This is a genomic window from Agromyces sp. Y182, from assembly GCF_059445385.1.
Map to the genome: position 1 here is coordinate 1,113,176 of NZ_JCAIUF010000001.1, position 26,984 is coordinate 1,140,159.

The 26,984-nt window shown below is 69.1% G+C and carries 21 protein-coding genes; 9 read left to right on the forward strand and 12 right to left on the reverse strand.

Features of this window, described 5'->3' with window-relative positions; translation table 11 throughout:
- Positions 1 to 30 precede the first annotated feature (30 nt).
- Positions 31 to 750 (forward strand): amidase domain-containing protein, encoded by a 720-nt coding sequence (locus AC1C2R_RS05150; protein WP_495379206.1) that lies wholly within the window; start codon positions 31 to 33, stop codon positions 748 to 750.
- A 28-nt stretch (positions 751 to 778) separates the two neighbouring features.
- Here the strand turns inward: AC1C2R_RS05150 and AC1C2R_RS05155 are convergent, their stop codons facing one another.
- The 7 genes from AC1C2R_RS05155 to AC1C2R_RS05185 form a co-directional block, all read right to left on the reverse strand.
- Positions 779 to 1,816, reverse strand: coding sequence for a sugar phosphate isomerase/epimerase family protein (locus AC1C2R_RS05155; RefSeq protein ID WP_495380374.1), 1,038 nt, complete (start codon positions 1,814 to 1,816; stop codon positions 779 to 781).
- Positions 1,817 to 1,863: 47 nt separating this feature from the next.
- Positions 1,864 to 2,733, reverse strand: a complete 870-nt coding sequence (locus tag AC1C2R_RS05160) for a sugar phosphate isomerase/epimerase family protein (RefSeq protein WP_495351447.1) — start codon at positions 2,731 to 2,733, stop codon at positions 1,864 to 1,866.
- A 231-nt stretch (positions 2,734 to 2,964) separates the two neighbouring features.
- Entirely contained in the window at positions 2,965 to 4,170 is a 1,206-nt protein-coding gene (locus AC1C2R_RS05165; protein ID WP_495351448.1) for a substrate-binding domain-containing protein, read from the reverse strand.
- The gene (locus AC1C2R_RS05170; RefSeq protein ID WP_495379207.1) at positions 4,170 to 5,336 is read right to left on the reverse strand and encodes an ABC transporter permease; all 1,167 of its coding nucleotides are present in this window, start codon (positions 5,334 to 5,336) and stop codon (positions 4,170 to 4,172) included. The genes AC1C2R_RS05165 and AC1C2R_RS05170 overlap by 1 nt, the downstream gene beginning before the upstream one ends.
- Entirely contained in the window at positions 5,333 to 6,463 is a 1,131-nt protein-coding gene (locus AC1C2R_RS05175) for an ABC transporter permease (protein ID WP_495379208.1), read from the reverse strand. The genes AC1C2R_RS05170 and AC1C2R_RS05175 overlap by 4 nt, the downstream gene beginning before the upstream one ends.
- Positions 6,460 to 8,091, reverse strand: coding sequence for a sugar ABC transporter ATP-binding protein (locus AC1C2R_RS05180; RefSeq protein WP_495379209.1), 1,632 nt, complete (start codon positions 8,089 to 8,091; stop codon positions 6,460 to 6,462). The genes AC1C2R_RS05175 and AC1C2R_RS05180 overlap by 4 nt, the downstream gene beginning before the upstream one ends.
- Complete coding sequence (locus AC1C2R_RS05185) at positions 8,088 to 9,194, reverse strand: Gfo/Idh/MocA family protein (RefSeq protein ID WP_495379210.1); 1,107 nt, start codon at positions 9,192 to 9,194, stop codon at positions 8,088 to 8,090. The genes AC1C2R_RS05180 and AC1C2R_RS05185 overlap by 4 nt, the downstream gene beginning before the upstream one ends.
- Before the next feature lie 116 nt (positions 9,195 to 9,310).
- Here AC1C2R_RS05185 and AC1C2R_RS05190 point away from each other — a divergent pair, with 116 nt between their 5' ends.
- The 4 genes from AC1C2R_RS05190 to AC1C2R_RS05205 all read left to right on the forward strand — a co-directional run bounded on the left by AC1C2R_RS05190 (position 9,311) and on the right by AC1C2R_RS05205 (position 13,476).
- The gene (locus tag AC1C2R_RS05190) at positions 9,311 to 10,498 is read left to right on the forward strand and encodes an ROK family transcriptional regulator (protein WP_495379211.1); all 1,188 of its coding nucleotides are present in this window, start codon (positions 9,311 to 9,313) and stop codon (positions 10,496 to 10,498) included.
- A gap of 295 nt (positions 10,499 to 10,793) precedes the next feature.
- The gene (locus AC1C2R_RS05195) at positions 10,794 to 11,453 is read left to right on the forward strand and encodes a YqaJ viral recombinase family protein (RefSeq protein WP_495380375.1); all 660 of its coding nucleotides are present in this window, start codon (positions 10,794 to 10,796) and stop codon (positions 11,451 to 11,453) included.
- Complete coding sequence (locus tag AC1C2R_RS05200) at positions 11,450 to 12,250, forward strand: alpha/beta fold hydrolase (RefSeq protein ID WP_495379212.1); 801 nt, start codon at positions 11,450 to 11,452, stop codon at positions 12,248 to 12,250. The genes AC1C2R_RS05195 and AC1C2R_RS05200 overlap by 4 nt, the downstream gene beginning before the upstream one ends.
- Positions 12,251 to 12,513: 263 nt before the next feature.
- A complete protein-coding gene (locus AC1C2R_RS05205; protein WP_495379213.1) occupies positions 12,514 to 13,476 on the forward strand; it encodes an NADP-dependent oxidoreductase in 963 nt (320 codons plus the stop codon).
- Between the two features lie 76 nt (positions 13,477 to 13,552).
- Here AC1C2R_RS05205 and AC1C2R_RS05210 read toward each other — a convergent pair whose 3' ends face one another.
- Positions 13,553 to 14,512 carry an ArsR/SmtB family transcription factor gene (locus tag AC1C2R_RS05210; protein WP_495351456.1) on the reverse strand — a complete coding sequence of 320 codons (960 nt, stop codon included), beginning with the start codon at positions 14,510 to 14,512 and terminating at the stop codon, positions 13,553 to 13,555.
- Positions 14,513 to 14,568: 56 nt separating this feature from the next.
- Between AC1C2R_RS05210 and AC1C2R_RS05215 the strand changes: the two genes are divergently transcribed.
- On the forward strand, positions 14,569 to 15,939 hold the full coding sequence (locus AC1C2R_RS05215) for an MFS transporter (protein ID WP_495379214.1): 1,371 nt from the start codon (positions 14,569 to 14,571) through the stop codon (positions 15,937 to 15,939).
- 63 nt (positions 15,940 to 16,002) lie between these two features.
- On the forward strand, positions 16,003 to 17,391 hold the full coding sequence (locus AC1C2R_RS05220) for an ATP-binding protein (RefSeq protein WP_495379215.1): 1,389 nt from the start codon (positions 16,003 to 16,005) through the stop codon (positions 17,389 to 17,391).
- A gap of 247 nt (positions 17,392 to 17,638) precedes the next feature.
- Here the strand turns inward: AC1C2R_RS05220 and AC1C2R_RS05225 are convergent, their stop codons facing one another.
- From AC1C2R_RS05225 to aceA, 3 genes are all read right to left on the reverse strand, one after another.
- Positions 17,639 to 18,217, reverse strand: coding sequence for a GNAT family N-acetyltransferase (locus AC1C2R_RS05225; protein WP_495379216.1), 579 nt, complete (start codon positions 18,215 to 18,217; stop codon positions 17,639 to 17,641).
- Positions 18,218 to 18,301: 84 nt separating this feature from the next.
- Positions 18,302 to 20,017, reverse strand: coding sequence for a malate synthase A (gene aceB / locus AC1C2R_RS05230; RefSeq protein WP_495379217.1), 1,716 nt, complete (start codon positions 20,015 to 20,017; stop codon positions 18,302 to 18,304).
- Between the two features lie 103 nt (positions 20,018 to 20,120).
- Positions 20,121 to 21,452, reverse strand: a complete 1,332-nt coding sequence (aceA, locus tag AC1C2R_RS05235) for an isocitrate lyase (protein ID WP_495379218.1) — start codon at positions 21,450 to 21,452, stop codon at positions 20,121 to 20,123.
- A 323-nt stretch (positions 21,453 to 21,775) separates the two neighbouring features.
- On the opposite strand from aceA, the gene AC1C2R_RS05240 reads away from it, so the two are divergent.
- A complete protein-coding gene (locus AC1C2R_RS05240; protein WP_495379219.1) occupies positions 21,776 to 23,251 on the forward strand; it encodes a helix-turn-helix domain-containing protein in 1,476 nt (491 codons plus the stop codon).
- A 63-nt stretch (positions 23,252 to 23,314) separates the two neighbouring features.
- Here AC1C2R_RS05240 and AC1C2R_RS05245 read toward each other — a convergent pair whose 3' ends face one another.
- Positions 23,315 to 25,255, reverse strand: coding sequence for a cell wall-binding repeat-containing protein (locus tag AC1C2R_RS05245; protein WP_495379220.1), 1,941 nt, complete (start codon positions 25,253 to 25,255; stop codon positions 23,315 to 23,317).
- A 217-nt stretch (positions 25,256 to 25,472) separates the two neighbouring features.
- On the opposite strand from AC1C2R_RS05245, the gene AC1C2R_RS05250 reads away from it, so the two are divergent.
- A complete protein-coding gene (locus AC1C2R_RS05250; protein WP_495379221.1) occupies positions 25,473 to 26,921 on the forward strand; it encodes an NAD(P)/FAD-dependent oxidoreductase in 1,449 nt (482 codons plus the stop codon).
- Positions 26,922 to 26,984 lie beyond the last annotated feature (63 nt).

A 26,984-nucleotide genomic window follows, 5' to 3' on the forward strand; every position in this document is an offset into this window, starting at 1 on the left:
TACACAGGCAGCGTTCATACGCTGGAATAGATGTCCCACTCCGCTCGACCCCGTCCATTCCGGCGCCGCCGTGCGCTGGTCCTCGCCGCGATCGCCGTCGTCGCGCTCGTGATCGGCGGGGCGACCATCGCCTGGTCGCTCGGTCAGCAGGGCGCCGTCGAAGTCGAGGCGAACGGTGCCGCCGAGACGACCGATGGAGTCGAGCAAGCCGGCCGCGAGGCATCCGAATCGGAAGCCGAGGTCGTCGACTTCTCGATGTATTCAACTGCCGTCGCAGCCCAACTGTCGTACGTCCACGAACACTGGAACGACACCGAGAGCGAACAGTTCGGGTACGTCGACGAGAACGACTGCGTGAACTTCACGAGCCAGTCACTGCTCGCCCGCGGCTGGATCGAAGACGAGGAGTGGTGGTACGACGAGTCGGGCAACGCCTACGGCAGCGCCGACGCGTGGATCAGCTCGACCTCGCTCATGTACTACCTCGAGGAGCACCCCGAGCGCGCGACCGCGCTCACTGATGACGAGCGCGCCTCGGTGAAGGTCGGCGACGTCGTGCAGTTCGACTGGGACGACTCGGGCGACCGCGACCACACGGGCATCGTGACCTCGGTCGAGACCGCCGCCGACGGCTCGGTCACGATCCTCTACGCCGGCCATACCGATGCGACATGGGACCGCTCGGTCGACATGGCGATCACCGAGCTGCACCCAGGCGGCATCGCCTACTACTGGAGCATCGCCGAGTAGTCGGCGCTCGGCGCTACCGGTTCGAGCGCTACTGGTTCGAGAAAGCCGCGTCGAACGAGGTCGCGGGCTTCGGCCAGAGCAGCGAGCGGATGTATCCGACGGCCTCAGCTGCGCCGTGCAGCCGGTCCATGCCCGCGTCCTCCCACTCGACCGAGATCGGCCCGTCGTAGCCGATCGCGTCGAGCGCGCGGAATGCATCCTCCCAGGGTACGTCGCCGTGACCCGTCGACACGAAGTCCCAGCCGCGACGCGGGTCGCCCCAAGGCAGGTGCGATCCGAGCACCCCGGCGCGGCCGTTGGCCGGGCGCATGCGCGTGTCCTTGCAGTCGACGTGGTAGATGCGGTCCTTGAAGTCCCAGATGAAGCCGACCGGGTCGATGTGCTGCCACATCATGTGGGACGGGTCCCAGTTGAAGCCGAACGCCTTGCGGTGCCCGATCGCCTCGAGGGTGCGCACCGAGCTCCAGTAGTCGTACGCGATCTCCGACGGATGCACCTCGTGGGCGAACCGCACGCCCTCGGCATCGAACACGTCGAGGATCGGATTCCACCGGTTCGCGAAGTCATCGAAACCCGCGTCGATGACCGATTCGGGCACGGGCGGGAACATCGCCACGTACGGCCAGATCTTCGAGCCCGTGAACCCGACGACGGTGTCGACGCCGAGTGCCCGCGCAACGCGTGCCGCACGCTTCATGTCGTCGGCAGCGCGTTGCCTGACGCCCTCGGCGTCTCCGTCGCCCCACGTGTAGGGCCGCACGATCGCCTGGTGGCGGAAGTCGATGGGGTCGTCGCAGACGGCCTGCCCGGTCAGGTGATTCGAGATCGCGAACACCTCGAGCCCGTGGCGCTGCAGGATCTCGCGCCGCTCGTCGAGATAGCCGGGCTCCTCTTCAGCGAGCTTCAGGTCGAGGTGGTCGCCGGAGCAGGCGATCTCGAGGCCGTCGTATCCCCACTCCGCGGCGCGGCGGGCGACCTCCTCGAACGGCAGGTCGGCCCATTGGCCCGTGAAGAGGGTGACCGGGTGGGTTGCGGATGCCGCGGCATCCGTCTCGCCCGGTGCCATCTCGCCCTGTGCCGTCGCGTCGGCGCCGGCCCGCGGCTCTTGAAGGGTCATCGTCGTTCCCTTTCGTCTTGCAGCGCGGTGAGATAGCGGATGCTTCGTTCCGCAAGTTCGTCTTGCGACGCGGCGAGCGGGCGCCACACCGAGGCGGCGACCGCGATCGTGTCGTTGTCGCCGGTGAAGCTCTCGAGGCCGAGCGGGCCGCTGTAGCCGACGTCGTCGAGCGCGTCGAGGAAGTCCGGCCAGTCGATGTGGTCGTCGCCGACCGCGCCGCGGTCGTTGCCGCAGACCTGAACGTAGGCGAGATGCTCGCCCGCCAGGCGGATGGCGTCGCCGATGCGCTGCTCTTCGATGTTCAGGTGGTAGCTGTCGAGCGCGAGGCCGAGCCCGGGGCCGAGCAACGGGCCGAGCGCCTCGAGCGCCTGCTCGACGGTGTTGATGAGGCTCGTCTCGTAGCGATTGAGCGGTTCGATGGCGAGCCGGATGCCGCTGCGCTCCGCCGCCCGCACGACCGGCCCGAGGCTGCCTCTGAGTTCGTGATAGCGCTCCGCACGCTCCTCGGCGTCCATGCGCCAGGTTCGCCCGGTGGCCGCGGTGAATGGGCCGGCGACGATGCGGGCGCCGAGGCGCTCGGCCACGCCGACGCAGTGCACGAGGTAGTTCTGCGTGGCGACGACTTCGGAGCCGGGCGCCGCGATCAGGTTGCGGCCCGGGCCCATGGCACCGACCACCACGGGAGCGAGCCGGTGCTCGTGCAGCACCTCGGCCGCGGCATCCGGTGACCAATCGCCGGGGTTCTCGACCGGCAGCTCGATGGCGCCGAATCCCATGCCCGCAGCCTTCGCGGCGATCTCGGCGAGCGCGGCATCGTCGAGCGGCGATGTCCAGACCCAGGTGTTGACGCCGATGATGCGGCGCATGCTGCCTCCTTGCGGCGGATGCCGGGCTACCGACGTTCGTTGAACCCGCAGCAATTCAGGTTGGCACGGGCGTGTCGCGGGCCGCAATCGGTTGATCGGGCCCGCGACACGTCTCCGCTCCTGAATTGCTGCGGGGTACTGGTGGTGCGGTCGTGCGGTGGTACTGGTGGTGCGGTGGCGCGGTGGCGCGGTGGTGCGGTGGTGCTGGTTCTGCGTGACCGGCGTCGCCGGTTACGGGATGATGCGCTCCTGCCACACCTGCGGGTAGCCGGGCAGGTCTTCTCCGCCGAACTTGGCGTAGTGACCGTCGGGCATTCCGTCGTTCGCCTCGAGGTACTGGTCGACCTCTTCAGCGGTGATCGGCGACTGCGGCAGCACCCACTCCTTCGGGACCTGCTCGCCCGCGAAGATCTTCTGCACGGCGAGGAGCGGCGTGCGCCACTGGAAGTTGGAGTACACGGGTGCGAGACCGGTGAGTCCCGTCTCCTTCCACTTGCGCAGGAAGCTCATCTCGTCTTCGCCCGTCATGACGGGGTAGTCGACGCCGGCGTCTTCGAACGCCTCGATGGCCGCGACGGCGCCGTCACCGGCATCCATCCACACGCCGTCGACGTCACCCTTGGCGAGTTCGTCGGAGATGATCTTCTTGATCTCGGCGGGGTCGGCTCCGGTGAAGTAGTCGACCGCCTCGATGTCGTTCTCCGCGAAGAGCTTCTCAGCCGCGGCCCAGCGCTGCTCGAGCACGTCGACGCCCGGCAGGATCCGGAGCCCGACGACCTTCGATCCCGGCTCGAGCTCCTCGATCAGGAACTCCGCCGTGTCGATGCCCCACGCGAAACCACCGATGGGGTGGATGAACGTGACGGGGCAATCGGTCTGCACACCGCGGTCGAAGACCACGACGGGCTTGCCGGTGTCGCACGCCCGCTCGACGGCCGGGGTCATGGCCGCCGTGGAGTTCGGCGCGATGATGAAGACGTCGCAGTTGCCCTCGTTGATGAAGTAGTCGATGTCGGCGATCTGCGTGTCGTCGGAGTCCTGCGCGTCGCGGGTCTCCATCTCGGAGATGACCCCTGCGTCCTGCAGCACCTTCAGCTGCTGATTCATGGTGATCCAGCCGGTCTGGCGCCACGGGTTCGAGATCGAGGCGTTCGCGAAGCATGCCTTCTTCGCGCCCGTTCCCGCGTATTCGGCCGTGTCGATCATCTCGGCGTTGATGTACTGCAGCCACGGCTGGCCCTCGGGCCCTTCGGGCACGACGGATCGTTCGGCGTACTGCTTGTCGTAGAGCTCCTGGTCGAACCACTCGACCGCTTCCTCCGTGGCTCCGGCGTCATCCGACGGCGCGGCCACATTCGGGTCGGTGGTACATCCGGCCAGTGCGATCATCGCGAGAGCGGCGACCATGGCGGATGCCACTGCATACCTGCGTCGCATCACGAACCTCCCTTGGTTTCGTTGTCAGCCCTCAGCGTCGAGGGAATGGGTGCAGGGCGAGCGGATGCCGCGGCATCCTGCTCCTCCGCCGGTGCCGGCGAAGTCTGGGTCGGCGGCTCCGATGGCGGAGTCGGCGAGATCGTGGGCGCTTCGAGGGCGCGGCCTTTGCGGCGCGCGCGAATGGTGGTGGCCGCGTAGGCGACGGCGAGGATGATGATCGCGCCCTGCACTGCGTCGCGGTAGGTCGAGGGCACCCCGGCGAAGTTCAGCAGGGTGAAGAGTGCTTCGAGCGCGAACGCACCGGCCGCGGCGGCCACGACCCAGCCGCGACCGCCGCCGAGCACCACGCCGCCGAGCACGACCGCGGTGATCGCGGTGAACTCGTAGCCGCGTCCGACGCTCGGGTGCACGCCGGCGTAGCCGACGAGTAGCACGCCCGCAATCGTCGCCGACAGCGAGGAGATCACGAAGGTCGAGGTCTTGACCCACCAGTTGCGGGCGCCTGAGTAGCGGGCGGTCGTCGGGTTGTCGCCGAGGGCGATGATCGTGCGGCCGAACGGGCGACGTGCGAACCAGATCGCGATGACGAGCACCACGACGAGCACGACGACCGACCAGGGCAGGATCTCGATCACGGGCAGGTTCCGGATGCCGCCGCGGCCGATCTCGCGGAACCCGTCTGCGGGGTTGCCGGTCGCGGCGCCGCCGGTCCAGTAGAGGGTGGCGCCGAGCAGGGCGAGCATCATGCCGAGCGTGGCGATGAAGCTCGGCACCTTGAGCAGGGTGACGATGAGGCCGTTCACGAGGCCGATGACGGCGCCGAAGGCGAGCATGAACACGAGCACCGGCAGCGACTTCGCCTCGTCTTGGCCGATGAGGTTGCCGGCGATGACGACCTGGGCGGTGACGACCGAGCCCATCGAGAGGTCGAATTCGCCCCCGACGATCACGAAGTACTGTCCGATCGCGACGATGGCGACGGGCGCGACCCGCTGCACGAAGCGGATGAACTGCGAGGGCTCGGCGAACGACGGGTTCAGCACCGTGATCGCCACGAGCAGCACGACGAGCAGCAGGAAGACGGCGCCGCGCGGGCTCACGAGCGTGCGGCCGAGACCGGCGAGGCGTTGGCCGGCGGTGGGCTGATCGGATGTCGCGGCGCTCATGCCGATCCCTCCTTCTCATGCACGGCGACCGGCGGTCCGGCGGGTCCGCCTCCGGAGTCGGGCCGGTCGGGCCCGGTGCGTGCAGCGGCGGAGCCGGCCGCATCCGCGCCGGGCGTCGGCGACCCTGCGCCGAATCGCGGCCGTCGCCGGTCGAGCGATCGACTCGTGTAGACGGCGACCGCGGCGACGATGACGACCCCGCGCACGACGTCTTTCAGGAAGGGGTTGACCTGCATGACGCTCATGACGTTGTCGACGACGGCGAAGATCGCGACCCCGCCGATCGTGCCCCAGATCGAGCCGCGACCGCCCATGAGCAGGGTGCCGCCGAGCACGACGGCGGCGATCGAGAGCAGGTCGTAACCGCCCTGAGTGCCGACGGTGGGGCTGCCGACGCCGAGCCGACTCGCGAGCAGAAGCCCGGCGAGCGCGGCGGTGATCGAGCACAGCATGTGCGCGACGATGACCGGCCGTGCCGTGCGGATGCCCGAGAGGCGCGCGACCTGTTCGTTGCCGCCGACCGCGAACATGTGGTTGCCGACCCGCGTGCGGGCGAGGAAGAAGGCCCCGGCGAGCGCGACGACGAGCATGATGAGGGTCGACACGGGCACCGGGCCGACGCCGGTCGCGCCGATCAGCTGGAACTCCCACGGCACCTCGCCGCTCGTGCCCTTGTAGTTCGTGTCGAGGTAGCCCTTGATGATGAGGCCCGTGCCGAGGGTCGCGATGAACCCGTTGACCTTGAGCTTCGTGACGATGAGCCCGTTGGCGAGGCCGATGAGTGCGGCGACGACGAGCACCGCGAGCACCGCGATCGGGATGTTCGCCGGGTTGCCCCGCATCGTGTCGGCCGCGATGAGGCTCGAGAGGCTGACGACGTAGGGCACCGACAGGTCGAGCGAGGCGCACAGGATCACGAGGGTCTGGCCGATCGCGACGAAGCCGAGCACGCTCATGCCCGTGAGGATGTCGCGGATGTTGCCGGCACTGAAGAAGTTGCGGCCGACGCTCGCGACGAGGATGGCACCGATGATGATGACGCCCACGAGCGCGATGCCCACGATGAGGCTCGCGTCGAGGCGACGACGACGGCCTCGGCGAGCGGATGTCGCGGTAACGGTGCTCATCGGCCGGCCTCCTCGTCCGTGGCATCCGTGTCGCTCACTGAGCCCGTCGAATCGCCCTCCGAAGCATCCGCTGTACCGACGACCTTCGCGCCGCCGACCCTCAGCGTGCCGGTGGCCGCCGAGAGGATCGTCGCCTCATCGCTGCGCGCCGGCAGCTCTGCCGAGGCACGGCCGTCGTGCATGACGATGATGCGGTCGGACATGCCGATGACCTCGGGCAGTTCGGAGGAGATCATGAGGATGGCGACTCCTTCTTTCGCGAGCCGTCGCATGAGCGTGTACACGGCGACCTTCGCGCCGACGTCGATGCCGCGGGTCGGCTCGTCGAGCAGCACGACGCGCGGTTTCGTCGCGAGCCACTTCGCGAGCACGACCTTCTGCTGGTTGCCGCCCGAGAGGTACTGCACCTCTTGGTCGACGCCGCGCGAGGCGACCTCGAGCGAGGAGAGCACCCCCGGTAGTTCGCGGCGCGCCTCGCTCGTGCGACGAGCGAAGACCGAGCGGATCACGAGCAGTGCGTTGTCGCCGACCGACTGATTCAGGGCGAGCCCCTGGGCCTTGCGGTCTTCGGTGATGAGCGCGATGCCCGCCTTCACGGCCTGCCGGGCCGAGGTCATGCGAACGGGCCGTCCGTCGAGGAGCAGCTCGCCGCGGGTGAACGGCGCGATGCCGAAGAGCGCTTCGACGAGCTCGGTGCGACCCGAGCCCTGCAGTCCGGCGACGCCGACGATCTCGCCGGCGCGCAGCTCGAGGTCGATGCCGTCGACGTAGGCGTTGCCCGCGCCGCGCAATTCGAGCCGCGGATCGCCGACGACCGTGCCCTCCTCCGCCCCCGGGAAGTACGCGGAGATCGGGCGTCCGACCATGCGGCGCACGAGCTCGTCGGTGTCGAGCTCGGCGACCGGGCCGCTCGAGATGAGCGCGCCGTCTTTCAGCACGGTGATCGTGTCGCAGAGGTCGAAGATCTCCTTCAGCCGGTGCGAGACGTAGAGAATCGCGACGCCGCGCTCGGCGAGCCGCCGCACGATCGTATAGAGCAGTTCCACCTCGTGGTCGGCGAGCGCGGCCGTCGGCTCATCCATCTGGATGACCCTGGCGTCGACCGAGAGCGCCTTCACGATCTCGACGATCTGCTGTTCGGCGACGGTGAGCGTGCGCACCGGGGCATCCGCGTCGATCGTGTCGATGCCGAGGTCGGCGAGCAGCGACCGCGTCTCGGCGAGCATCGCCTTCTTGTCGACGAAGCCGCCGCGCCGCGGCTCGCGGCCGAGGAACACGTTCTGCGCGACCGTGCGTTCTGGCAGCAGGTTGAACTCCTGGAAGACGGTGGCGAGCCCCGCGCGTGCCGCTTCGACGGGGTGGCTGAACGCCACCTCGGTGCCGCCGAGCGTGATGGTGCCCGCGTCTCGTTCGTAGACGCCCGCGAGGATCTTCATGAACGTCGACTTGCCCGCGCCGTTCTCGCCGACGAGGCCGTGCACCTCGCCCGGCCGGAGCGTGAGGCCGACGCCGTGCAGCACCGTGACGCCGAAGAACGACTTCTCGAGCCCCATGGCCACGAGCACCGGCTCGGCGGCGAGCACAGCGCCGCGCCGGTCTTCGCCCGTCGGCTGCTGCTGGGCGTTCATGCGGCCACCTCCACCCAATTGCCGGATGCCGCGGACTCCAGTACCGCCTCAGTGACGCGCACTGCGCGCAGGCCGTCGTCGAAGCGCGGCAGCCCCTCTGGCGATGCGCCGCCGATCGCCGCGTAGGCGTCGGCGATGAAGGCGTTGAACGCGTCTTGATAGCCCATCGGGTGCCCCGCCGGCACGATCGCCAGCCGGGCCGCGTCTTCGGCGAGCCGTGCCGGGTCGCGCTCGATGACCCTCGACGCGTCGGTGCGCCCGAGCCAGAGGGTGTCGGGGCGCTCCTGCTCGAACCGCACGCTCGCCTCGGTGCCGGCGAGTTCGATCGAGAGGGCGTTCTTGCGGCCCGGCGCCACTTGCGAGACGAGCAGTGTGCCGACAGCGCCCGAAGAGAGCTCGACGACGACGGCGACGAGGTCTTCGGTGGCGATGGCGTCGTGCGTGGCGCGGGCCTCGTAGACGGTGCGGGTCGAGGCGCTGAGCCGTTCGATGCGCTCCCCCGAGACGAACTCGAGCAGATCGACGAGGTGCGAGCCGATGTCGGCGAAGGCGCGCGACGGCCCGCCGAGCGCGGCGTCGACCCGCCAGTCGTCGTCATGGGGTGCAGCGAGCCAGTCCTGCAGATATGCACCCTGCACGCTGAGCAGGCGCCCGGTCTCGCCGCGGGCGACGCGGGCTCGTGCCTCGCGAGCCATCGGGTGGAATCGATAGACGAAGGGCACGGCGGCCACGAGGCCGCGCTCGTCGGCGAGCGCGGTCAGCGCCGCGGCATCCCTCACCGACGTCGCGAGCGGCTTTTCGCAGATGACGTGCTTGCCGGCCTCGAGGGCGGCCCGGGCGATCGCCGCGTGCGTCGCGTTCGGCGTGCACACGTGCACGACGTCGATGTCGGGGTCGTCGAGCAGTGCGTCGACCGAGTCGAACGCCGTGGTCAGCCCCAGCCGTTGCGCTGCATCGCGAGCTCGATCAGCCGATGAGGATGCACCGCCCGTGAGCTCGGCCCGTGCGGCGCGAGCGGCCCGGGAGTGCACGGCGGCCATGAAGCCGCCGCCGACGAAGCCGGCACGAAGAGTGCGGGTCGGGGCGATGACGTCCGTTGTCATGGTCGACATGGTGACACAAGGATCGAGACTTCTGCTAGTCATTCGTCAAAAGTTGCCGAAGTCGTTACACCTTCGAGATTTGCGTGCGAGCGAAGACCGTGTGCTTTACTCAGTGCATGGTTGACATCAGCCGGGGATCAGCACTCGGCGCCTCGGGGGCGAGCGAGCTCTTCCAGCTCCTCCGTGACGGCGCACCCCGCACCCGGGCGTCCCTCGCCGCCACCACCGGTCTCGCACGATCGACGATCGCGACACGCGTCGACGAACTCATGCAGCTCGGGCTCGTCTCCCCCGTGGCCGATGCCGCTTCGACCGGCGGCCGGCCGCCCTCGCAGTTCGCGCTCAACCCGGCGGCGCGCATCGTGCTCGCCGCCGACCTCGGCGCCTCGCACGCCACGCTCGCCGTCACCGATCTCACCGGCACGGTGCTCGCTTCACACGGCGAGCGCATGGACATCGCCGAGGGCCCCGATGCCGTGCTCGGCTGGATGGTCGACGCCGGCCGAGCACTCATCGAAGGACTCGGCCGCGACCGGCACGAGCTCGCGGCCATCGGCATCGGCGTGCCCGGACCGGTCGAACACTCCACCGGCCGCCCGGTGAACCCCCCGATCATGCCCGGCTGGGATCGCTTCGACGTGCCCGGCTGGGTGCAGCAGCACCTCGAGGTGCCCGTGCTCGTCGACAACGACGTGAACATCATGGCGCTCGGCGAACGCGCCCTCGCCTGGCCGCAGATCGAACACCTCATGTTCGTGAAGGTCGCCACGGGCATCGGCTCCGGCATCATCTCGGGCGGCCTGCTGCAGCGCGGTGCGCAGGGCATCGCGGGCGACATCGGCCATGTGCGCGTCGCGCGCGGCAGCGAGGTGCCCTGCCACTGCGGCAACCGCGGATGCCTCGAAGCCCTCGCCTCGGGCCCCGCCATCGCCCGGGCGCTTCGCGAACAGGGTGTCGACGCGACATCCGGCAACGACGTCGTCGAGCTCGTCAAGCGCGGCGACATCGACGCGATCCAGGCGGTGCGCCAGGCAGGCCGCGACATCGGCGAAGTGCTCACCGCGTGCGTCAGCCTCGTGAACCCCTCGGTCGTCGCGATCGGCGGTTCGATGGCGAGAGCCGGTGAGCACCTCATCGCCGGCGTGCGAGAGGTCGTCTACACCCGCTCGATGCCGCTCGCGACCGAGCACCTCGCGATCGTGCAGTCCGCCGCGGCCGAGAATGCTGCTGTGCTCGGCGCGAGCATGCTCGCGATCCACCACGCGCTCTCCCCCGAGGGCATCGACGCTCTCGCAGCGCGCTGACCCGGCATCCGCTGCCCCTGTTCGCGGCGCCCGCCCACCCACCTCGCCACGCGCCCACCCCGTCACGCGCCCACCTCGCCACGCGCCCACCTCGCCACGCGACCACTGCAGCAATTCAGGAAGGGAGGTGTGTCGCGCCCACGATCCGCCGCGAATACCCCGCGACACGCCGCGACACGCTCCTCCCGTCCTGAATTGCTGCAGGAGACCGCGCGTGCGGCGCCCCGATGACCGCGCGCAGCGGTACGCTCGGAAGGTGCCGGATACCCCCTTCGCCCTCTTCGATCTCGAGAGCGTGACGACGGCGGTCGCGGTCGACGAACGCCCGCGGCATGCGTGCCAGTCGCGCGTCGTGGCCGACTCGAGTGATCGGGTCGGCTGGTTGCGGGCGCGCTCGCAGGGCATCACTGCGACGGATGCCGCGAAGCTCGCGACCCGCGAATCGGTGCGCACCGCGGCGCACGAGAAGCTGCACGGCAGCCGGTACAGCTTCGGCGGGAGCCGGTACACCGACCACGGCCGGGAGCGCGAACCCGTCATCGCCGAATGGGCACGCAACAGTCACGGCATCGAGCCGTCGACGCTGCTCTTCCACTCGGAGTTCGAACGCCGTCACCTCGCGACGCCCGACGGCCTCAGGATCACGTCGAACGGCACCCTCGAACTCTGCGAGATCAAGACGACCTCCAAGCCGTGGCGCGGCATCCCACGCGGGTACCTGCGCCAGGTCTGGTGGCAGCAGTACGTGCTCGGCGCCGAGCGCACGCTCGTCGTGTGGGAGCAGCACGACGACTTCGTTCCGGTCGCCACCGAGCCGCAGTGCCGTTGGGTCGACCGCGACGACGACCAGATCGCGATCCTCGTGGGGTTCGCGAACGAGCTGCTCACTGCGATCCGGCCCGCCGGCGCCGACCACGACCCGCGCGCGATCTACCGGCCGGGTGCTCTCGCGTGACGACCATCCTCCTGCACGGCCTCGGTGCCGACCGTCGACAACCCCTCGACCTGTTCACGCCAGCGGTGCGCGCCGCGAGCGGGCCCGACGAGCTCATCATCGCACCGGATATCCGTGCGCACGGCGGGTTCCTCACGGTCGGCGAGCCCGAGGATTTCCGCATCGACCAGCTCGCCGCCGAAGTCGCCGCGAGCGTACGGGAGACGATCTCCGATGCCGGCGGCCCGGCGCCCGAGGCATCCGCACCGCTGACCGTCATCGGCGTCTCCCTCGGTGCCGCTCTCGCGCTGCGGCTCGCGCTCGACGAACTGCTGCCGATCGAACGTGCCGTGTTCGTTCGGCCGTCGTTCAGCGACGAGTCGCTGCCAGAGAATCTGCGGGCGTTCCCGGTGATCGGCCAGATCCTCGCCGATGCGGGGCCGGCCGGCATGCAGGAGTTCCGCGAGCGCTCGATCTTCCAGTACATCGCGTCGGTCTCGCCCGCGGGTGGACGAGGGCTGCTGACGCAGTTCACGGCTCCGGATGCCGCGCGGCGGGCGATGCGGCTCGTCGAGATGCCGCGCAACCGCGCGTTCACGGCTGACTCCGAGCTCGCCGGGCTCGGGGCCCGCGGCATCCAGTCACTCGTCGTCGGTGCACCCCGCGACCCGGTGCATCCGTACACCCTCGCCGAGCGATGGGCTACCGCGCTCGACGCGCCACTCGTCGAACTGCCGGCTCGCGACGACGGGCTGCCCGTGCAGACGGCGCTGCTGCGCGAGGGCATCGCCCGCTGGCTGCAGCACACGCGCGCCTGACGACCGCAACGCTCGTCGAGGAGCGACGCCCTCGATACAGCGGTGTCGCCTCCCCGCTGGTCGAGTAGCGACGAAGAAGCGCATCGAGACCCGTCACGAGGTCTCGATACGGCCGCAAGCGGCCTACTCGGCCGACGAGGGGGCGCCCCGTACCGCACGCATTCGCACTCCCCAGATTCGGCGAAGCCACGGCCACCCGGGGGTCGGTGCGATCATAGCGATGACGGATACTGTGCAAAGGGCAATCTCAGGAGGATGTGTCGATGCGGGCATTGGTGATCGATCAGACCGGCGGAGCCGACGAGCTGCACATGGCCGAAGTGCCCGACCCGATTCGTATCAGCGACGAGGTACTCGTGCGGGTCGTTGCAGCGGGCGTGAACCCGATCGACGCGAAAACCCGAGCCGGGCGCGGCGTCGCCAGGGCGATCCCCGCCTACCCGGCAGTGCTCGGCGGCGATTTCGCCGGCGTGGTCGAGGCCGTGCCCTACACGGCCCATCCGCTGCAGCCGGGTGACCGCGTCTACGGCATGGGCCGGGTGCCCCGCACCGGCGGCAGCTACGCCGAACTGATCTCGGTGAGTTCGATGGGCATCACCCGCATGCCGGCATCCCTCTCGTTCGCCGAAGCGGCGGCGGTGCCGCTCGCGGCGCTCACCGCGTGGGGCGCGGTCGTCGATACGGCGCGCGTGCACGACGGCCAGCGGGTGCTCGTCCACGCCGGCGCCGGCGGTGTCGGCCACTTCGCCGTGCAGTTCGCCGCCTACTTCGGCGCCGTCGTCACCGCCACCGCCTCCGCCCGCAACGCAGACTTCGTGCGCGGCCTCGGTGCACGCCGCGTCATCGACTACAACTCCGAACGATTCGAAGAGGTCGTCACCGACCAAGATGTGGTCATCGACCTGATCGGCAATGCGACGGATGCCACGGGCACCCGTTCCCTCGACGTGCTGCGTCCGGCCGGGCTGATCGTGACGGTGCCCACCGGCTCGTGGCCGACCATGGCCGAGGAGGCGGCGGCCCGGGGCATCCGTTCGAGCGGCTACACCGTCTCGCCCGATGCCCGCACGCTCTCGGTGATCACGCGGCTGATCGACGACGGTGCCGTGCGTGTGCACGTGGAGCGGGAGTTGCCGCTCGAGGAGGGTGCCGAGGCGCACCGCCTGCTCGAAGCGGGGCACGTGCGCGGCAAGCTCGTGCTGCGGGTCTCGCCCGACCCGGCCTGAGCTCGTCGCGCGCTCACCCTGCGCTCATCGACAGAAGCCCGCTTCGACGAGCTCAGCGAGCACGCCCGCGGGTTCCTCAGCCGGTGCGGGCGTCGAGCAGTGCGCTGCCGAGCTCGCTGCGGAGGTAGAGCACGCTGTGCCCGTACCTCGTCGAGACGAGGAGGCCGGCATCGCGCAGGGCGCGGAGGTGCTGGTTCACGGCCGATGGGGTGACGCCGAAGCGCACCCCCAGCTCGGTCGACGACGCCGGGTCGCCGAGCGCGGAGAGCAGGCTCGCCCGCGCCTCGCCGATGATCGCGGCGACCGCGGCCGGGTTGGCCACCTGCTCGGTCTCCCAGAGCGCGCCTTGCCCGCGTGCCGGGTACATGATCATCGGCGGGCCGTCGCCGACCGGCGCAGAGCCCCGGCGCGTGAACATCGTCGGCACGAGCGTGAGGCCGAGGCCGTCGATGCGCTGCAGGCGGTCGTTCGGGTCTCTCAGTCGCACCGAGACGACACCGCCCTCGTAGTCGACCGTCGACGAGATGCCGTTCAGCATGGTCGACAGCCCACTCTGCGCGATCTGGCGGCCCCGGTAGACGACGTCGGCCTCGAGCACCGCACGCATGCGCGGCCAGTACGGCGCGAACGAGGCGTCCCAGAGCTCGTGCAGCGCACGCACGATGCGCCGAATGGCGGTCTTCGGCGAGCCGGCGAACACGGCCGGCACGTGCCCGTGCACCGCGACGAGGTCGCCGATGAAGGTCTGCGGGGGCGTGGCGAGCAGTTGCTCGAACTCGTCGTCGAGGCGCGTCAGCGGCGATTCGGGGCGCGGGTTCATGAAGTCGGGCGTCCACAGTCGCTCGTCGATGAGGCCGTGCAGGGCCTCGACGTCGAGGTCGGCACGCGCCGCCTCGGTGCGGCGCAGCCACGGCAGTTGCAGGGGGAATCGGGCGGGGTCGTCGATCGCGCGCAGCGACAGTCCGAGTTCGCAGAGCGGCGAGATGCCGAAGCGCACGGCCGCGACGTCGCCCTCGTTGAGCACGTATCGCAACATGAAGCAGAACGCTACATCAATTTCGACACGGCGGCGATTCTGGAAGAACTGAACGAGTGAGCCCTACCCCCGCATCGCCCCCCGACACGGGAACCGTGCCGACCGTCGACCCCGAATCACCGCCGAAGCCCTCGCTCGTCGCCCGCGTCGCGGCATCCGTGGCCGACCCGGTGCTGCGCATCCTCGTCGGCGCGACCCTCATCTCGCGCGTCGGCCGCGGCATCTTCCTCACTGTCACGGTGCTCTACTTCACCTTCATCGTCGGCCTCGCGCCGCACGAGGTCGCGATCGTGCTCGCCGCGTCGAGCGCCGCGGGGGTCGGCGCGACCCTCGCCGGCGGATGGCTCGCCGACCGCTTCAGTGCCAAGCGCCTCGTCATCGTCTTCACCACGATCGAGGGCCTCGCGCTGATCGCGTACGTCTTCGCCGGCGATTTCATCAGCGCACTCACGATCGCCGTCGTCTGCGGCGGCTTCGGACAGGCCGCGAACTCGACGCGGGCGGCGATCATCGCCCGGGCGTTCGAAGGTCAGGGCCGCGTGAACGCGCGGGCGGTGCTGCGCGCGATCACCAACATCTCCATCGCCGTCGGCTCAGGACTCGGCGCGCTCGCGCTCGCCATCGGCACAGCCGAGGCGTACCGCGCGCTCATCCTCGGCGCAGGCGCGCTCTACCTGCTCGGCTTGATCCAACTCGTCAAGCTCCCCTCGAGCGTCGATGCGCCCGCGAGGGTCGCGACGCCGCCGGTGACCACCGCGACCGGGTCGTTCGATGCCGCCGCCAGCGCCGAGGCAGCCGCGGCTGAGCGTCGCAGCTGGCGCCGGCACTCCCCGTGGCGCGACCCGAGGTATCTGCTGCTCACCGCGCTCACCGCGGTGTTCGGCATGCAGTTCGGCGTCGCCGAGTTGGGGGTGCCGCTCTGGATCGCGAACGAGACCACGGCGCCCGAGGCCCTCATCGCCGCACTGCTCATCCTCAACACCGTCATCGTCGTGATCTTCCAGGTGCCGCTCTCGAGGGGCACGCACGACCTGCGGGTCGCGGCCCGAGTGTCTGGCATCGCGGCGTGGCTGATGGCCGCCGCCTGCCTCGTGTACGCCTCGGCCGCAGGGCTCCCCATCGGCTTCGCGATCACCGTGCTCGTGATCGCCGCGATCACGCACGCCTTCGCCGAGGTGTTCTCGCAGGCCGGCGGCTGGGGGCTCAGTTTCGAACTCGCCGACCCCGTGCAGGCGGGCAGCTACCAGGGCGTCTTCGGCATGGGCTTCTCGGTCGGCGCGCTCGCCGCCCCGCTCGTCGTCAACGCGACGGCGATCTCGAACGGCTTCTCGGGTTGGGTCGTGCTCGCCGCGATCTTCCTCGTGTCGGGCCTCGGCATCTGGTGGCTCGCGCGTCGCGCGGCACGAACGGCCTCGTCGGCGGCATAACGACGAAGGGCGCGTCGGCCGGTCGCACTGCGCCCGGCCTCGAGCGCGTGGCATGATCGGCGCATGGCCGAGCCCAGCACGCAGCTTCAGGCGCACTCCGACGACGGACGATCGTTCGCGATTCCGGATGCCTCGGGCACCCCGTTCATCGCCGGCACCCTGCTCGTCATCACGACCCGACGAGGCCGGCAGCTCGCCCTCGTCGAGGAGCGCGAGACGGGCGCAGCGGGCGGGCGCGAGGCCCTGCGCGGACGCCTCCTCGGCGTGATCGACGGCGCACGTTTCGACGCACGCGGCAGCCACGGGTTCGTAGCCGGCGCCGTGGCAGCGGCCGACGCGGCCACGATCGACCTCGTGCACGCGGCGCTCGGCGCGACCCTCGAGATCGGGGTGAACCTCAGCCCGCCGAGCCGGCCGGCACGACTGTTGTCGCATCGCTTCAACCGGCACACCTTCTGGTGCGGTCAGAGCGGCTCGGGCAAGACCTACGCGCTCGGCGTGGTGCTCGAGCAGCTCATCGCGCACACGGCGCTACCCGTCGTCGTGTTCGACCCGAACTCCGACTTCGTTCGGCTCGGCGAACTGAACCCCGATGCGAGCGGGCCCACCGCCGAGCTGCTGGCGCAACGCGACATCCGGGTGCTCCGCCCGAACACCGCAGGTGCCGATCTGCTGCGCGCACGGTTCACCGCGATGACGACTGAGGCGAAGGCGGCGGTGCTCCGCCTCGACCCCGTGGTCGACCGCGAGGAGTTCAACGCGGCCGTGCACCTGCGCGACACGCTGAGCGTGGTCGAACCGGGCGAGTTGTTGCCCGAGTTGCTCGAATCCGACGACCCCGCGCGCCGCGCGCTCGGTCTCCGCATCGAGAACATGGGCATCCTGACCTGGGAGGTCTGGGCCGGTCGCGACCGCGAGGCGACACTCGTCATCGATGAGCGGGCGGATGCCACGGTGCTCGACCTCGGCGGCTTCTCGACGCCCGACCAGCACCTCGTCATCGCACTCTCGGTGCTCGACGAGCTGTGGGCCCGTCGAGAGGAGCGGCGACCGGTGCTGCTCGTGATCGACGAAGCCCACAATCTCTGCTCACCCGAGCTGAGCTCACCGCTCGCGGTCGCCGTGCGGGAGCGCATCATCCAGATCGCCGCCGAGGGCCGGAAGTTCGGGCTTTGGCTCCTGCTCTCGACGCAGCGTCCGTCGAAGGTGCACCCCGGCATCATCTCCCAGTGCGACAACCTCGCCCTCATGAAGATGAGCTCCCCCATCGATCTCGACGGTCTCGCGACGTACTTCGGGTATGCACCGGCGGCATTGATCGCGCGGTCGCCGTGGTTCCGGCAGGGCGAGGCGCTCTTCGCGGGCGGCTTCGTGCCCGCGCCGACGTTGCTCGCGATGAACGCGAGGCTCACGCCCGAGGGTGGCAGCGACGTGGGCGTGCCGCTGCGCTGACCCCGCCCCCCGCTGGTCGAGTAGCGACGCAGGAGCGTATCGAGACCCGTCACGAGGTCTCGATACGGCGCTGGCGCGCCTACTCGACCGACGAAAGGGCACGCCACCCGCGCGCCTACTCGACCGACGAAAGGAGGCGCCACCCGCCGGTCGAGTCGCGACGAGGAGCGTATCGAGACCCGTCACGAGGTCTCGATACGGCGCTGGCGCGCTTACTCGACCGACGAAGAGGTCGGCGCTGGCGCGCCTACTCGACCGACGAGAGAATGAGCGAGCGCTCCAGCACCCAGTCGTCTTCAACGCGACCGCCGACGACGAAGTGCTTGCGGCCGACCTTCGAGAAGCCGTGGCGCTCGTAGAACGCGATCGCCCGCGCGTTCTCCTCGTTGACCCCGAGCCAGGCCGTCACGGCTCCGGTCGCCTTCGCCGCATCGAGCGACGCGCGCATGAGTGCGGCGCCAGTGCCCGTGCCGTGCGACTCCGACAGCACGTAGACCTTGCTCACCTCGATCGCGGGCCTCGCCGTCACCGCGCGAGCGGCGTCGGCGTCGCCCGGCTCGCCGCCGACGAGCATCGTGTAACCGAGGAGACGGCCTGCGTCGAGGGTCTCGGCGACCAGCAGAATGCGCTCGGGGTCAGCCAGGTAGCGCTCGACGCGATCCACGCCGAAGTTCTCGGCGATGAAGTCGGCGATCGCCTCGGCGGTGGTGTGGGGCGGGCACGCGAGGGGGAACGTCTCGGCGGCGAGCGACGAGAGCGCAGCGGCATCCTTCATCGCAGCCGGCCGGATGCGCACGGCGGTGTCAGTCGACTGGGTCACGAGCATCGATTCTGCCAGACCAGTGCGGGCTGAGCCTGTCGAAGCCTGCCCGGGAGGGACGGTTTCGACAGGCTCAACCCGCATTCCGTCTCAGAGGAAGCGCGCGTAGGCCCCCACCGTGAGGAACGTCGGGAACTCGGGCTCGAGCGCGACGCTGCGGAACACCGAGATCGCGTCGTCGAACCGGTCGCCCTCGAAGCGCGGCAGCTCGGCGACGGCAGCCGCCATGAGCCGCACGATCGAGGTCTGGTCGACGCGCGTGCCCTCGGCGGTGACCGTGTTCTCGTTCAGCCACTGCCAGACCTGCGAGCGCGAGATCTCGGCCGTCGCGGCATCCTCCATGAGGTTGTCGATCGCCGCAGCGCCCGTGCCGCGCAGCCACGACTCGATGTAGCGGATGCCGATCGAGATGTTGTCGCGCACCCCGCTCTCGGTGACCTCGCCGCCGATCGACGGGATGTCGAGCAGCTGCGCCGCGGTCACGTGCACATCGTCTCGCAGCCGGCCGAGCTGGTTCGGCCGGTCGCCGAGCACGGCGTCGAACTCCGCCCGAGCGGTCGGAATCAGGTCGGGGTGCGCGACCCACGTGCCGTCGAAGCCGTCGCCCGCCTCCCGGCTCTTGTCGGCCGCGACGGCGGCGAGCGCGCGCTCGGTGACCTCGGGGTCTCGGCGGTTCGGGATGAACGCGCTCATGCCGCCGATGGCATACGCTCCGCGTTTGTGGCACGTCGCGACCAGCAGCTCGGTGTACGCCCGCATGAACGGCACCGTCATCGTGATCGCCTTGCGGTCGGGCATGACCCAGCGACGACCGCGCGACCGGAATGTCTTCACGATCGAGAAGATGTAGTCCCATCGGCCGGCGTTCAGCCCGGCGCAGTGGTCGCGCAGCTCATAGAGGATCTCGTCCATCTCGAATGCGGCCTGGATCGTCTCGATCAGCACGGTGGCGCGCACCGTGCCCTGCGGGATGCCGAGCCGGGTCTGCGCGAAGACGAAGATGTCGTTCCAGAGCTTCGCCTCGCGGTGCGACTCGAGCTTCGGCAGATAGAAGTACGGCCCGCGGCCCGCGGCGATGAGCGCGTGCGCGTTGTGGAAGAAGTACAGCCCGAAGTCGACGAGCGAACCCGAGGCGTGCATGGCCCGCCCGGCCCGGTCGTGGAACTTCAGGTGCTTCTCGACGAGGTGCCAGCCGCGCGGGCGCATCACGATCGTCGGCGTCTCGGCGAGCGGGCGCTCGACGCGGTACTGCTTGCCCTCGGGACTGTTGTACTCGAGCCGGCCGCGCAGCACGTCGAAGAGGCTCAGCTGGCCCTCGATGACGTTGCCCCAGGTCGGGCTCGTGGCATCCTCTTGGTCGGCGAGCCAAACCTTCGCGCCCGAGTTCAGCGCGTTGATGGCCATCTTCCGGTCGGTCGGTCCCGTGATCTCGACCCGGCGGTCCTCGAGGCCCGGCCCTGCACCGGCGACCCGCCACGACGGATCGTTGCGAATGCGGGCGGTCTCGGGCAGGAACTTCGGGTCGCGGCCGTTCGCGGCATCGACCCGCGTCTGCAAGCGGGCGGCGAGCAGCTCGTGCCGGGTGCCGGCGAAGCGGTCGTGCAGCTCGGCGAGAAAGGCGAGCGCGTCGGGCGTCAGGATCTCGCCATACCGTTCGGCGAGTTCAGTCCGTTCGCCGAGCGGCGCGGTGATCTCGATACGCGGTTCGACGGTCTGGAAGCTGCCGGTGACGGGCCTCGATTCGAAGCGGGTTTCGGATGCCGCGGCATCCGTTCGCTCGATGGTCATGCTGGGTGTCGTGTTCATGATCGTGTCTCCTTCGGTATCGCTGGCGAGTCGCGCGAAGCGCATATCGAGACCCGTTGCGTGGTCTCGATACGGCGCTGGCACGCCTACTCGACCGGCGGGATCAGAACTGGTCTTCCTCGGTCGATCCGACGAGGGCGAGCGTTGCGCTGGTGGGGTTCAGCGCGGTGGAAATCCGATCGAAATAGCCGGTGCCGACCTCGCGCTGGTGGCGCGTGGCGGTGTATCCGGATGCCTCCGAGGCGAATTCCGCCTCCTGGAGTTCGACGTAGGCGCTCATGTGCCGCTCGCTGTAGTCCTTCGCGAGCGTGAACATGGAGTGATTGAGGGCGTGGAAGCCCGCGAGGGTGATGAACTGGAACGCGTAGCCCATCGAGGCGAGCTCGCGCTGGAACTTCGCGATCTGGTCGTCGTCGAGGTGGCGCTTCCAGTTGAACGACGGCGAGCAGTTGTAGCTCAGTCGCTTGCCCGGGAACCTGGCGTGCACGGCCTCGGCGAAGCGGCGCGCGAGATCGAGGTCGGGCTCGGCCGACTCGACCCAGAGCAGGTCGGCGTACTCGGCGTAGGCGAGGCCGCGGGCGATGACCGGTTCGATGCCGTTCTGCACCTCGTAGAACCCCTCGGCGGTGCGCTGCCCCGTGACGAACGGACGGTCGCGCTCGTCGTGGTCGCTCGTGATGAGCGTCGCCGCGAGCGCGTCGGTGCGCGCGATGATGATCGACGGCACGCCGGCGACATCCGCTGCGAGTCGTGCCGCATTGATGGTGCGGATGTGCTGGCTGGTCGGAACCAGCACCTTGCCGCCCATGTGGCCGCACTTCTTCTCGCTCGCGAGCTGATCCTCCCAGTGCACGCCCGCGGCGCCGGCCTCGATCATCTGATGCATGAGCTCGTAGGCGTTGAGCGGGCCGCCGAAGCCCGCCTCGGCGTCGGCGACGATGGGGGCCATCCAGTCGGTGATGCCGGTCTGCGCCTCGGCGCCCTGCTCGATCTGCCCGGCGCGCAGCAGCGCGTTGTTGATACGGCGCACGACCGCCGGCACCGAGTTCGCGGGGTAGAGCGACTGGTCGGGATAGGTCTGGCCGGAGAGGTTCGCATCGGCCGCGACCTGCCAGCCGCTCAGGTAGATCGCCTTGAGGCCCGCGCGCACCTGCTGCACGGCCTGATTGCCCGTGAGGGCACCGAGCGCAGCCGACCACCTCGGGTCCTCCTGCGGCGCGAACGCTGTGCCGGTGTTGCGCTGAATGTCGTCCCACAACCGCGCGGCGCCCCGCTTGGCGAGCGTGCGCTCCTCGCGAACCGGGCCGCGCAAGGCGACGACGTCGGCGGCCGTGTAGTCGCGGCTGACGCCCTCCCAACGCGGGTCGGCATCCCACTCGAGCTGCAGTTCGGCAGCGGACTGGGTCTGGTCGCCGGGGCGGTTTGTCGTGCTCATGGTGTCCTCCGAGTGGTGCTGAGCGGATGCTTCGGTGTCTCCGTTCGACGTCTGCCTCGACGTCGTTCGGGGTCTGTGGCATCCACTCTGCGCCCGCCGGGTACCCGCTCACCCACGATCTCGGGGGTGAACTTTCCCACTCTTTCTGCACCGCGGAACAAGCGCGCCGCGCAACCGTCGGCCGAGCGAATCTCCCAGAAGTGCGTTCTTTCCGTAGAGAAGCAGGAGCAATCGACCGTTTTGCGCGGCAGGTGCTTGCGAATCGGAGATGAATCGCGATTCTTCTGTTTGCGGCATCCGTTCGCCCGTGTGACCATCGAAGCATGGTCATCGCGGATCGCACGGGCTCGGCGGCACTCGCCGCCGACTCGGCAGCGCCCGACGCGCTCACACTCGGCCGCCGCATCCGCGACCGCCGCACGGCCCGCGGCCTGACCCTCGGCGAGCTCGCCGCCGCGATCGACCGGGCGCCCTCGCAGGTCTCGGCGATCGAGAACGGCAAGCGCGAACCCCGGCTCTCGATGCTGCGTACGATCGCACTCGCGCTCGGGACATCCGTCGACGAACTGCTCCGAACGGATGCCCCCTCGGCCCGCGCCGCCCTCGAGATCGCCGTCGAACGCGCCCAGCGCGGCCCGGTGTTCGCCGCACTCGGGCTGCCCGCCTTCCGAGTCGCGAAGGGCATGAACGATCAGACGCTGCAGACCATCCTGAGTCTGCACAACGAAATCGACCGGCTGCACCGTGAGCGTGCGGCGACACCCGAGGAAGCGCGCCGGGCCAACGCGCAGCTGCGCGCCGAGATGCGCGCCCGCGACAACTTCTACCCCGAGCTCGAGGCGAAGGCCGCCGAGCTGCTCGAGGCCGTCGGCCACACCGGCGGCCCGGTCTCCCACCAGCTCGTCGCCGACATGGCTTCGCATCTGGGGTACTCACTGCACTACGTGGGCGACCTGCCGCACTCGACCCGCTCGGTCACCGACAAGCGCAACGGGCGCGTCTACCTGCCGACGCAGCAGTCGCCGTCGCGCGACTCCCGCTCGCCGATCCTGCAGGCGCTTGCGAGTCACCTGCTCGCCCACGAGGAGCCGAGCGGCTACGCCGACTTCCTGCGCCAACGCATCGAGACGAACTACCTGACGGCCGCGATCCTGTTGCCCGAACAGGCCGCGGTGCGCTTCCTCACCGAAGCGAAGAACCTGCGCCGAATCTCGATGGAGGAGTTGCGCGACGCCTTCGCAGTCTCGTACGAGACGGCGGCGCACCGGTTCACGAACCTCGCGACAGCGCGGCTCGGCATCCCGGTGCACTTCACGAAGGTGCACGAGTCGGGCACGATCATCAAGGCCTACGAGAACGACCGGGTGCGCTTCCCGAGCGATGCGCTGGGCGCGATCGAGGGCACGACGATGTGCCGCAACTGGACGGCCCGCACGGTCTTCGACGTCGAAGACCGGTTCAGCCCCTGGTACCAGTACACCGACACCCCGTCGGGCACGTTCTGGTGCACCTCCCGCATCGAGAAGGCGAAAGAAGGCGAGTACTCGGTCTCGGTCGGCGTGCCGTTCGAGCACGTGAAGTGGTTCCGCGGCCGCGAGACACCGCATCGTGCGGTATCTCGGTGCCCCGATCCTGCGTGCTGCCAGGCACCCGGCGGGCTCGCCGATCGATGGGCGGATGCCTCGTGGCCGGCCGCCCGCACACCGACCTCGCTGCTCGCGGCGCTGCCCACGGGCACGTTCCCGGGCGTCGACCAGACCGAGGTGTACCAGTTCCTCGAGGCGCACGCCCCGCACTGAGCCGCCCCACTACCGCCTATGAGAATTCCGGTTGGGCAGTGAACTCCACGGCCCGACCTGGGTCTACGTCCGACAGGGCTCGAGTGATTCCACGTTCTTGGACAACGACGGGGTCCCGCCGAGAATCGTCACATACTCGACACCGTGCGTGCGCAACCACTCCGCGACCGTATTCGGCAAGCAACCAGTCGGAGACACGAAGAGCGGAGCGTTGTAGTAGCCGGCGAGCGGCGCGCCGCTCAACGCATCAGGAAATGTCGCACCGGCAGCGATGAAGGCCGTCTGGCTCTTCGGAAACTCGTCGCGTTCGATCCGAAAAGCGTCACTATTGACCAAGTACGACGTTTCATAGCGATCGCTTCCGCCGTGCCGAACAGTTTCGACACCTGGCATAACTTCGATGGACTGCTCCACACCTACGCTGACCGAGCTCGCAGAGCCGACGACGTGAACCGAGGTCGCGTCGAGCTCCGTGATCACCTCGCGCGTCGGATCATCGATACGCGCCGCCAGACCATCGACGAGCAGTACTGGCGCACCTCGGTGAGCTGCAGCGGCACCGGCCGAAACCGCGTCCGGGAATTTCTGCCCAGTGGCCACGTACACAGTCTGTGCCGAACCCGGTGCGAACGCGCGTGCCGCGATCAATCTCGATGTCTCGTATCGGTCAATTCCGCTCAGGCGCTCGATCCCGGGCGCGAACTCTGCAAGTTGTTCGAATACGGAACTCGACACCGAGGCCTCGCTGCCCACAACAATGATGTGCTCAGGTGAAAGCTGTTGAAGAGCGGCAGCTGTCGCGGTAGGAACCGTCGACGGCGTCACGAGCAAGAGCATTCCACCGAGTTGCTCAGCGGCAGGCCCAGCCGAGACGGCGTCCGGGAAGTTCAGTCCATTCGCGATGAACACGACGGGGACCTCGTAGAAGTTGACGAGTTGATTTGAGATCCTGGCGGCAGTCTCGAAGCGATCCGCACCGCTGATTCGATTCACGCGCGGCCCTCCCAGGACGACGGCTCGTACCAGCTTCTCGCCCTCATCGAGCTCGAACGACGAGCTGACGTCGGTGTACTCCTCGGTGCGACTCTCGTGGATGATCGTCGTTCGGTACGTTCCGGGGTAGAGAGAGCCTTCGCTGTACGAGCCGTCACTCGACCAGGTGGCTCCGTCATTCGGCGCCCACGCACCACGCGCAGAGTCCCAGCGCTCGAGCTGGAAGGAGTTCGAATCGGAGCCACCGATGCCAGACACGCATGTTGGGCACGTTACGCTGCCGAAGACCCCTGCCGGCCTGTACGGCTCACCGCTGAACGCGTAAGCTCCGCCGCCTTCGGCATGAATGGTTCCCGGCACACTCGGGTCGATCGGCGATGCACCGTACGCACGATCCAGGTGGAAGTCCGCGGACAATCTGACCTGGTAGTCGCCGGGGATGAGCCTGCCGAGGTCGTACAGGCCACCTGTACCCGGTTCGACGATGACCGCGGGTTCGTCGAGCGGCAATCCGGTACGGACCGCTGAGGCCCGCGCCCGGCCGCCGCCTTCGCCGACTGTGATCGTGCCCGAGATGCGTGCTGCTCTCGGAAGCGTGATCGAAACGTGCGCTTCGAACTGTTCAGCAGTTACTGGCGCAGCCGACATGTAGTGCCCTGCATACGGGTGCGTGCCGTCCTGAACGGGCGTCCACCACACATCCGCGAAGTCGCTGTCGAGAGCGGCGACGAACTTCAATCGGTACGCCAAGCCGCTTTGCAGTCCGTTGAGCACGAAGCCGCCGCTCTCATCGGTGCGCGCGCTCGCAATCAAGTACTCTCGGGGGGTCGGGAGGTCTGTTCGCACATAGTATGCCTCGACCTGCACCTCATGGGCTGCAGCTGCGCCTACCCCGTCGAGCGCGACCGTCCCGGCGATCGCCCCACCGTCGACGGCGGTCGCGACCATGGGATTCTGCACGACGGCGAGAAAGATCGCCAGAATTGTCGCCACGGCGATGGAGCGCTTCATTCGGGTCCTCATTCAGGAAGTCAGACACACTGCATCATGAAGGCATATGCATTGCGCGAAATCATATGCGATCAAGTTGGTCGGTGCGTACGTTTCTCGCCCAAAGGATACGGCCATCGTGTCCGGCGACGAGCGGATGTCGGGACGCCGCGCTCTGGCGTGCGGCAGGCGCCGCGCGGGAGGATGGAGACACCACAATCGCATCGGAGTGATTCGCGTGGGAACGACCGTCTTCGAACGACGCCGGCCACCGGCATCCGTCGTCACTCATTCGCTCGAGCACACCGCGCGGTCGGTGTTCTGGCTCGACGACCTGCCTACCGGCGCAGTGGGTGGGCGCCCGAAGCTCGCGGGCAACCATGTCGCCGACCTCGTCGTCGTCGGCGGCGGCTACACCGGTCTCTGGAGTGCGCTGCTCGCCAAGCGCCGCAACCCGAGCGCGCACATCGTGCTCGTCGAGGCGAAGACGATCGGCTGGGCGGCCTCCGGCCGCAACGGCGGCTTCTGCGAGGCGAGCCTCACCCACGGGCGCGAGAACGGCATGGCGCGATGGCCGAAAGAGATGGCGACGCTCGACCGGCTCGGCCTGGCGAACCTCGACGCGATCGAGGCCGCCGAGGCGGAGTACGGCATGGACTTCCACTTCGAACGCACCGGCGAGCTCGCGCCGGCGATCGAGGAGTATCAGGTGCAGTGGCTGCGCGACTGGCACACCGAGGCCGTCGAGCGCGGCGAGGAGGGGGTCGTCTTCCTCGATCAACGCGAGGTGCAGGCATCCGTCGCTTCGCCGATCTTCCTCGCCGGAGTCTGGGAGCAGCGCACGAGCGGCATGCTGCACCCGGCACGTCTCGCCGCCGAACTCGCTCGGGTCGCTGAGGACCTCGGCGTCGAGATCTTCGAGCACTCCCCGGTGAAACGCATCGACACGCCGGGTTCGACGGGGGCCGTCTCCGTGATCACCGAAGCCGGGCGGGTCGACGCGAGGAAGGCGGTGCTCGCGACGAACGTGTTCCCGTCGCTCCTGAAGCGCAATCGCCTGATGACCGTGCCGGTCTACGACTTCGTGCTCATGACCGAGCCGCTCTCGACGCAGCAGCTCGCCGAAATCGGCTGGAAGGACCGCCAGGGCATCGGCGATCTCGCCAATCAGTTCCACTACTCCCGGCTCACGAAAGACAATCGCATCCTGTTCGGCGGCTACGACGCGATCTACCACTACGGCCGCAAGGTGCGCGCGGAGTACGAGAACCGGCCCGAGACCTGGCGGAAGCTCGCAAGCCACTTCTTCACGACCTTCCCGCAGCTCGATGGTCTGCGGTTCAGCCACCAGTGGGCCGGCGCGATCGACACGAGCACGCAGTTCACGGCATTCTTCGGCACCGCGCGCGACGACCGCGTCGCCTACGCGGCGGGCTTCACGGGGCTCGGCGTCGGGTCGACCCGGTTCGCGGCCGAGGTCATGCTCGACCTGCTCGAGGGGCGCGAGAACGAGCGCACCTCGCTCGAGATGGTGCGCAAGCGCCCGCTGCCCTTCCCGCCCGAGCCTGCCGCGTCGATCGGCATCAACGCGACCCGATGGTCGCTCGATCGCGCCGACCACAACGGAGGCAAGCGCAACCTGCTGCTGAAGACCCTCGACGCGCTCGGACTCGGGTTCGACTCGTAAGCACGGCAAGGCGAGGCGACACCCTGCGTCACATCGTCGGCGCACTGACGGATGCCGCGACGC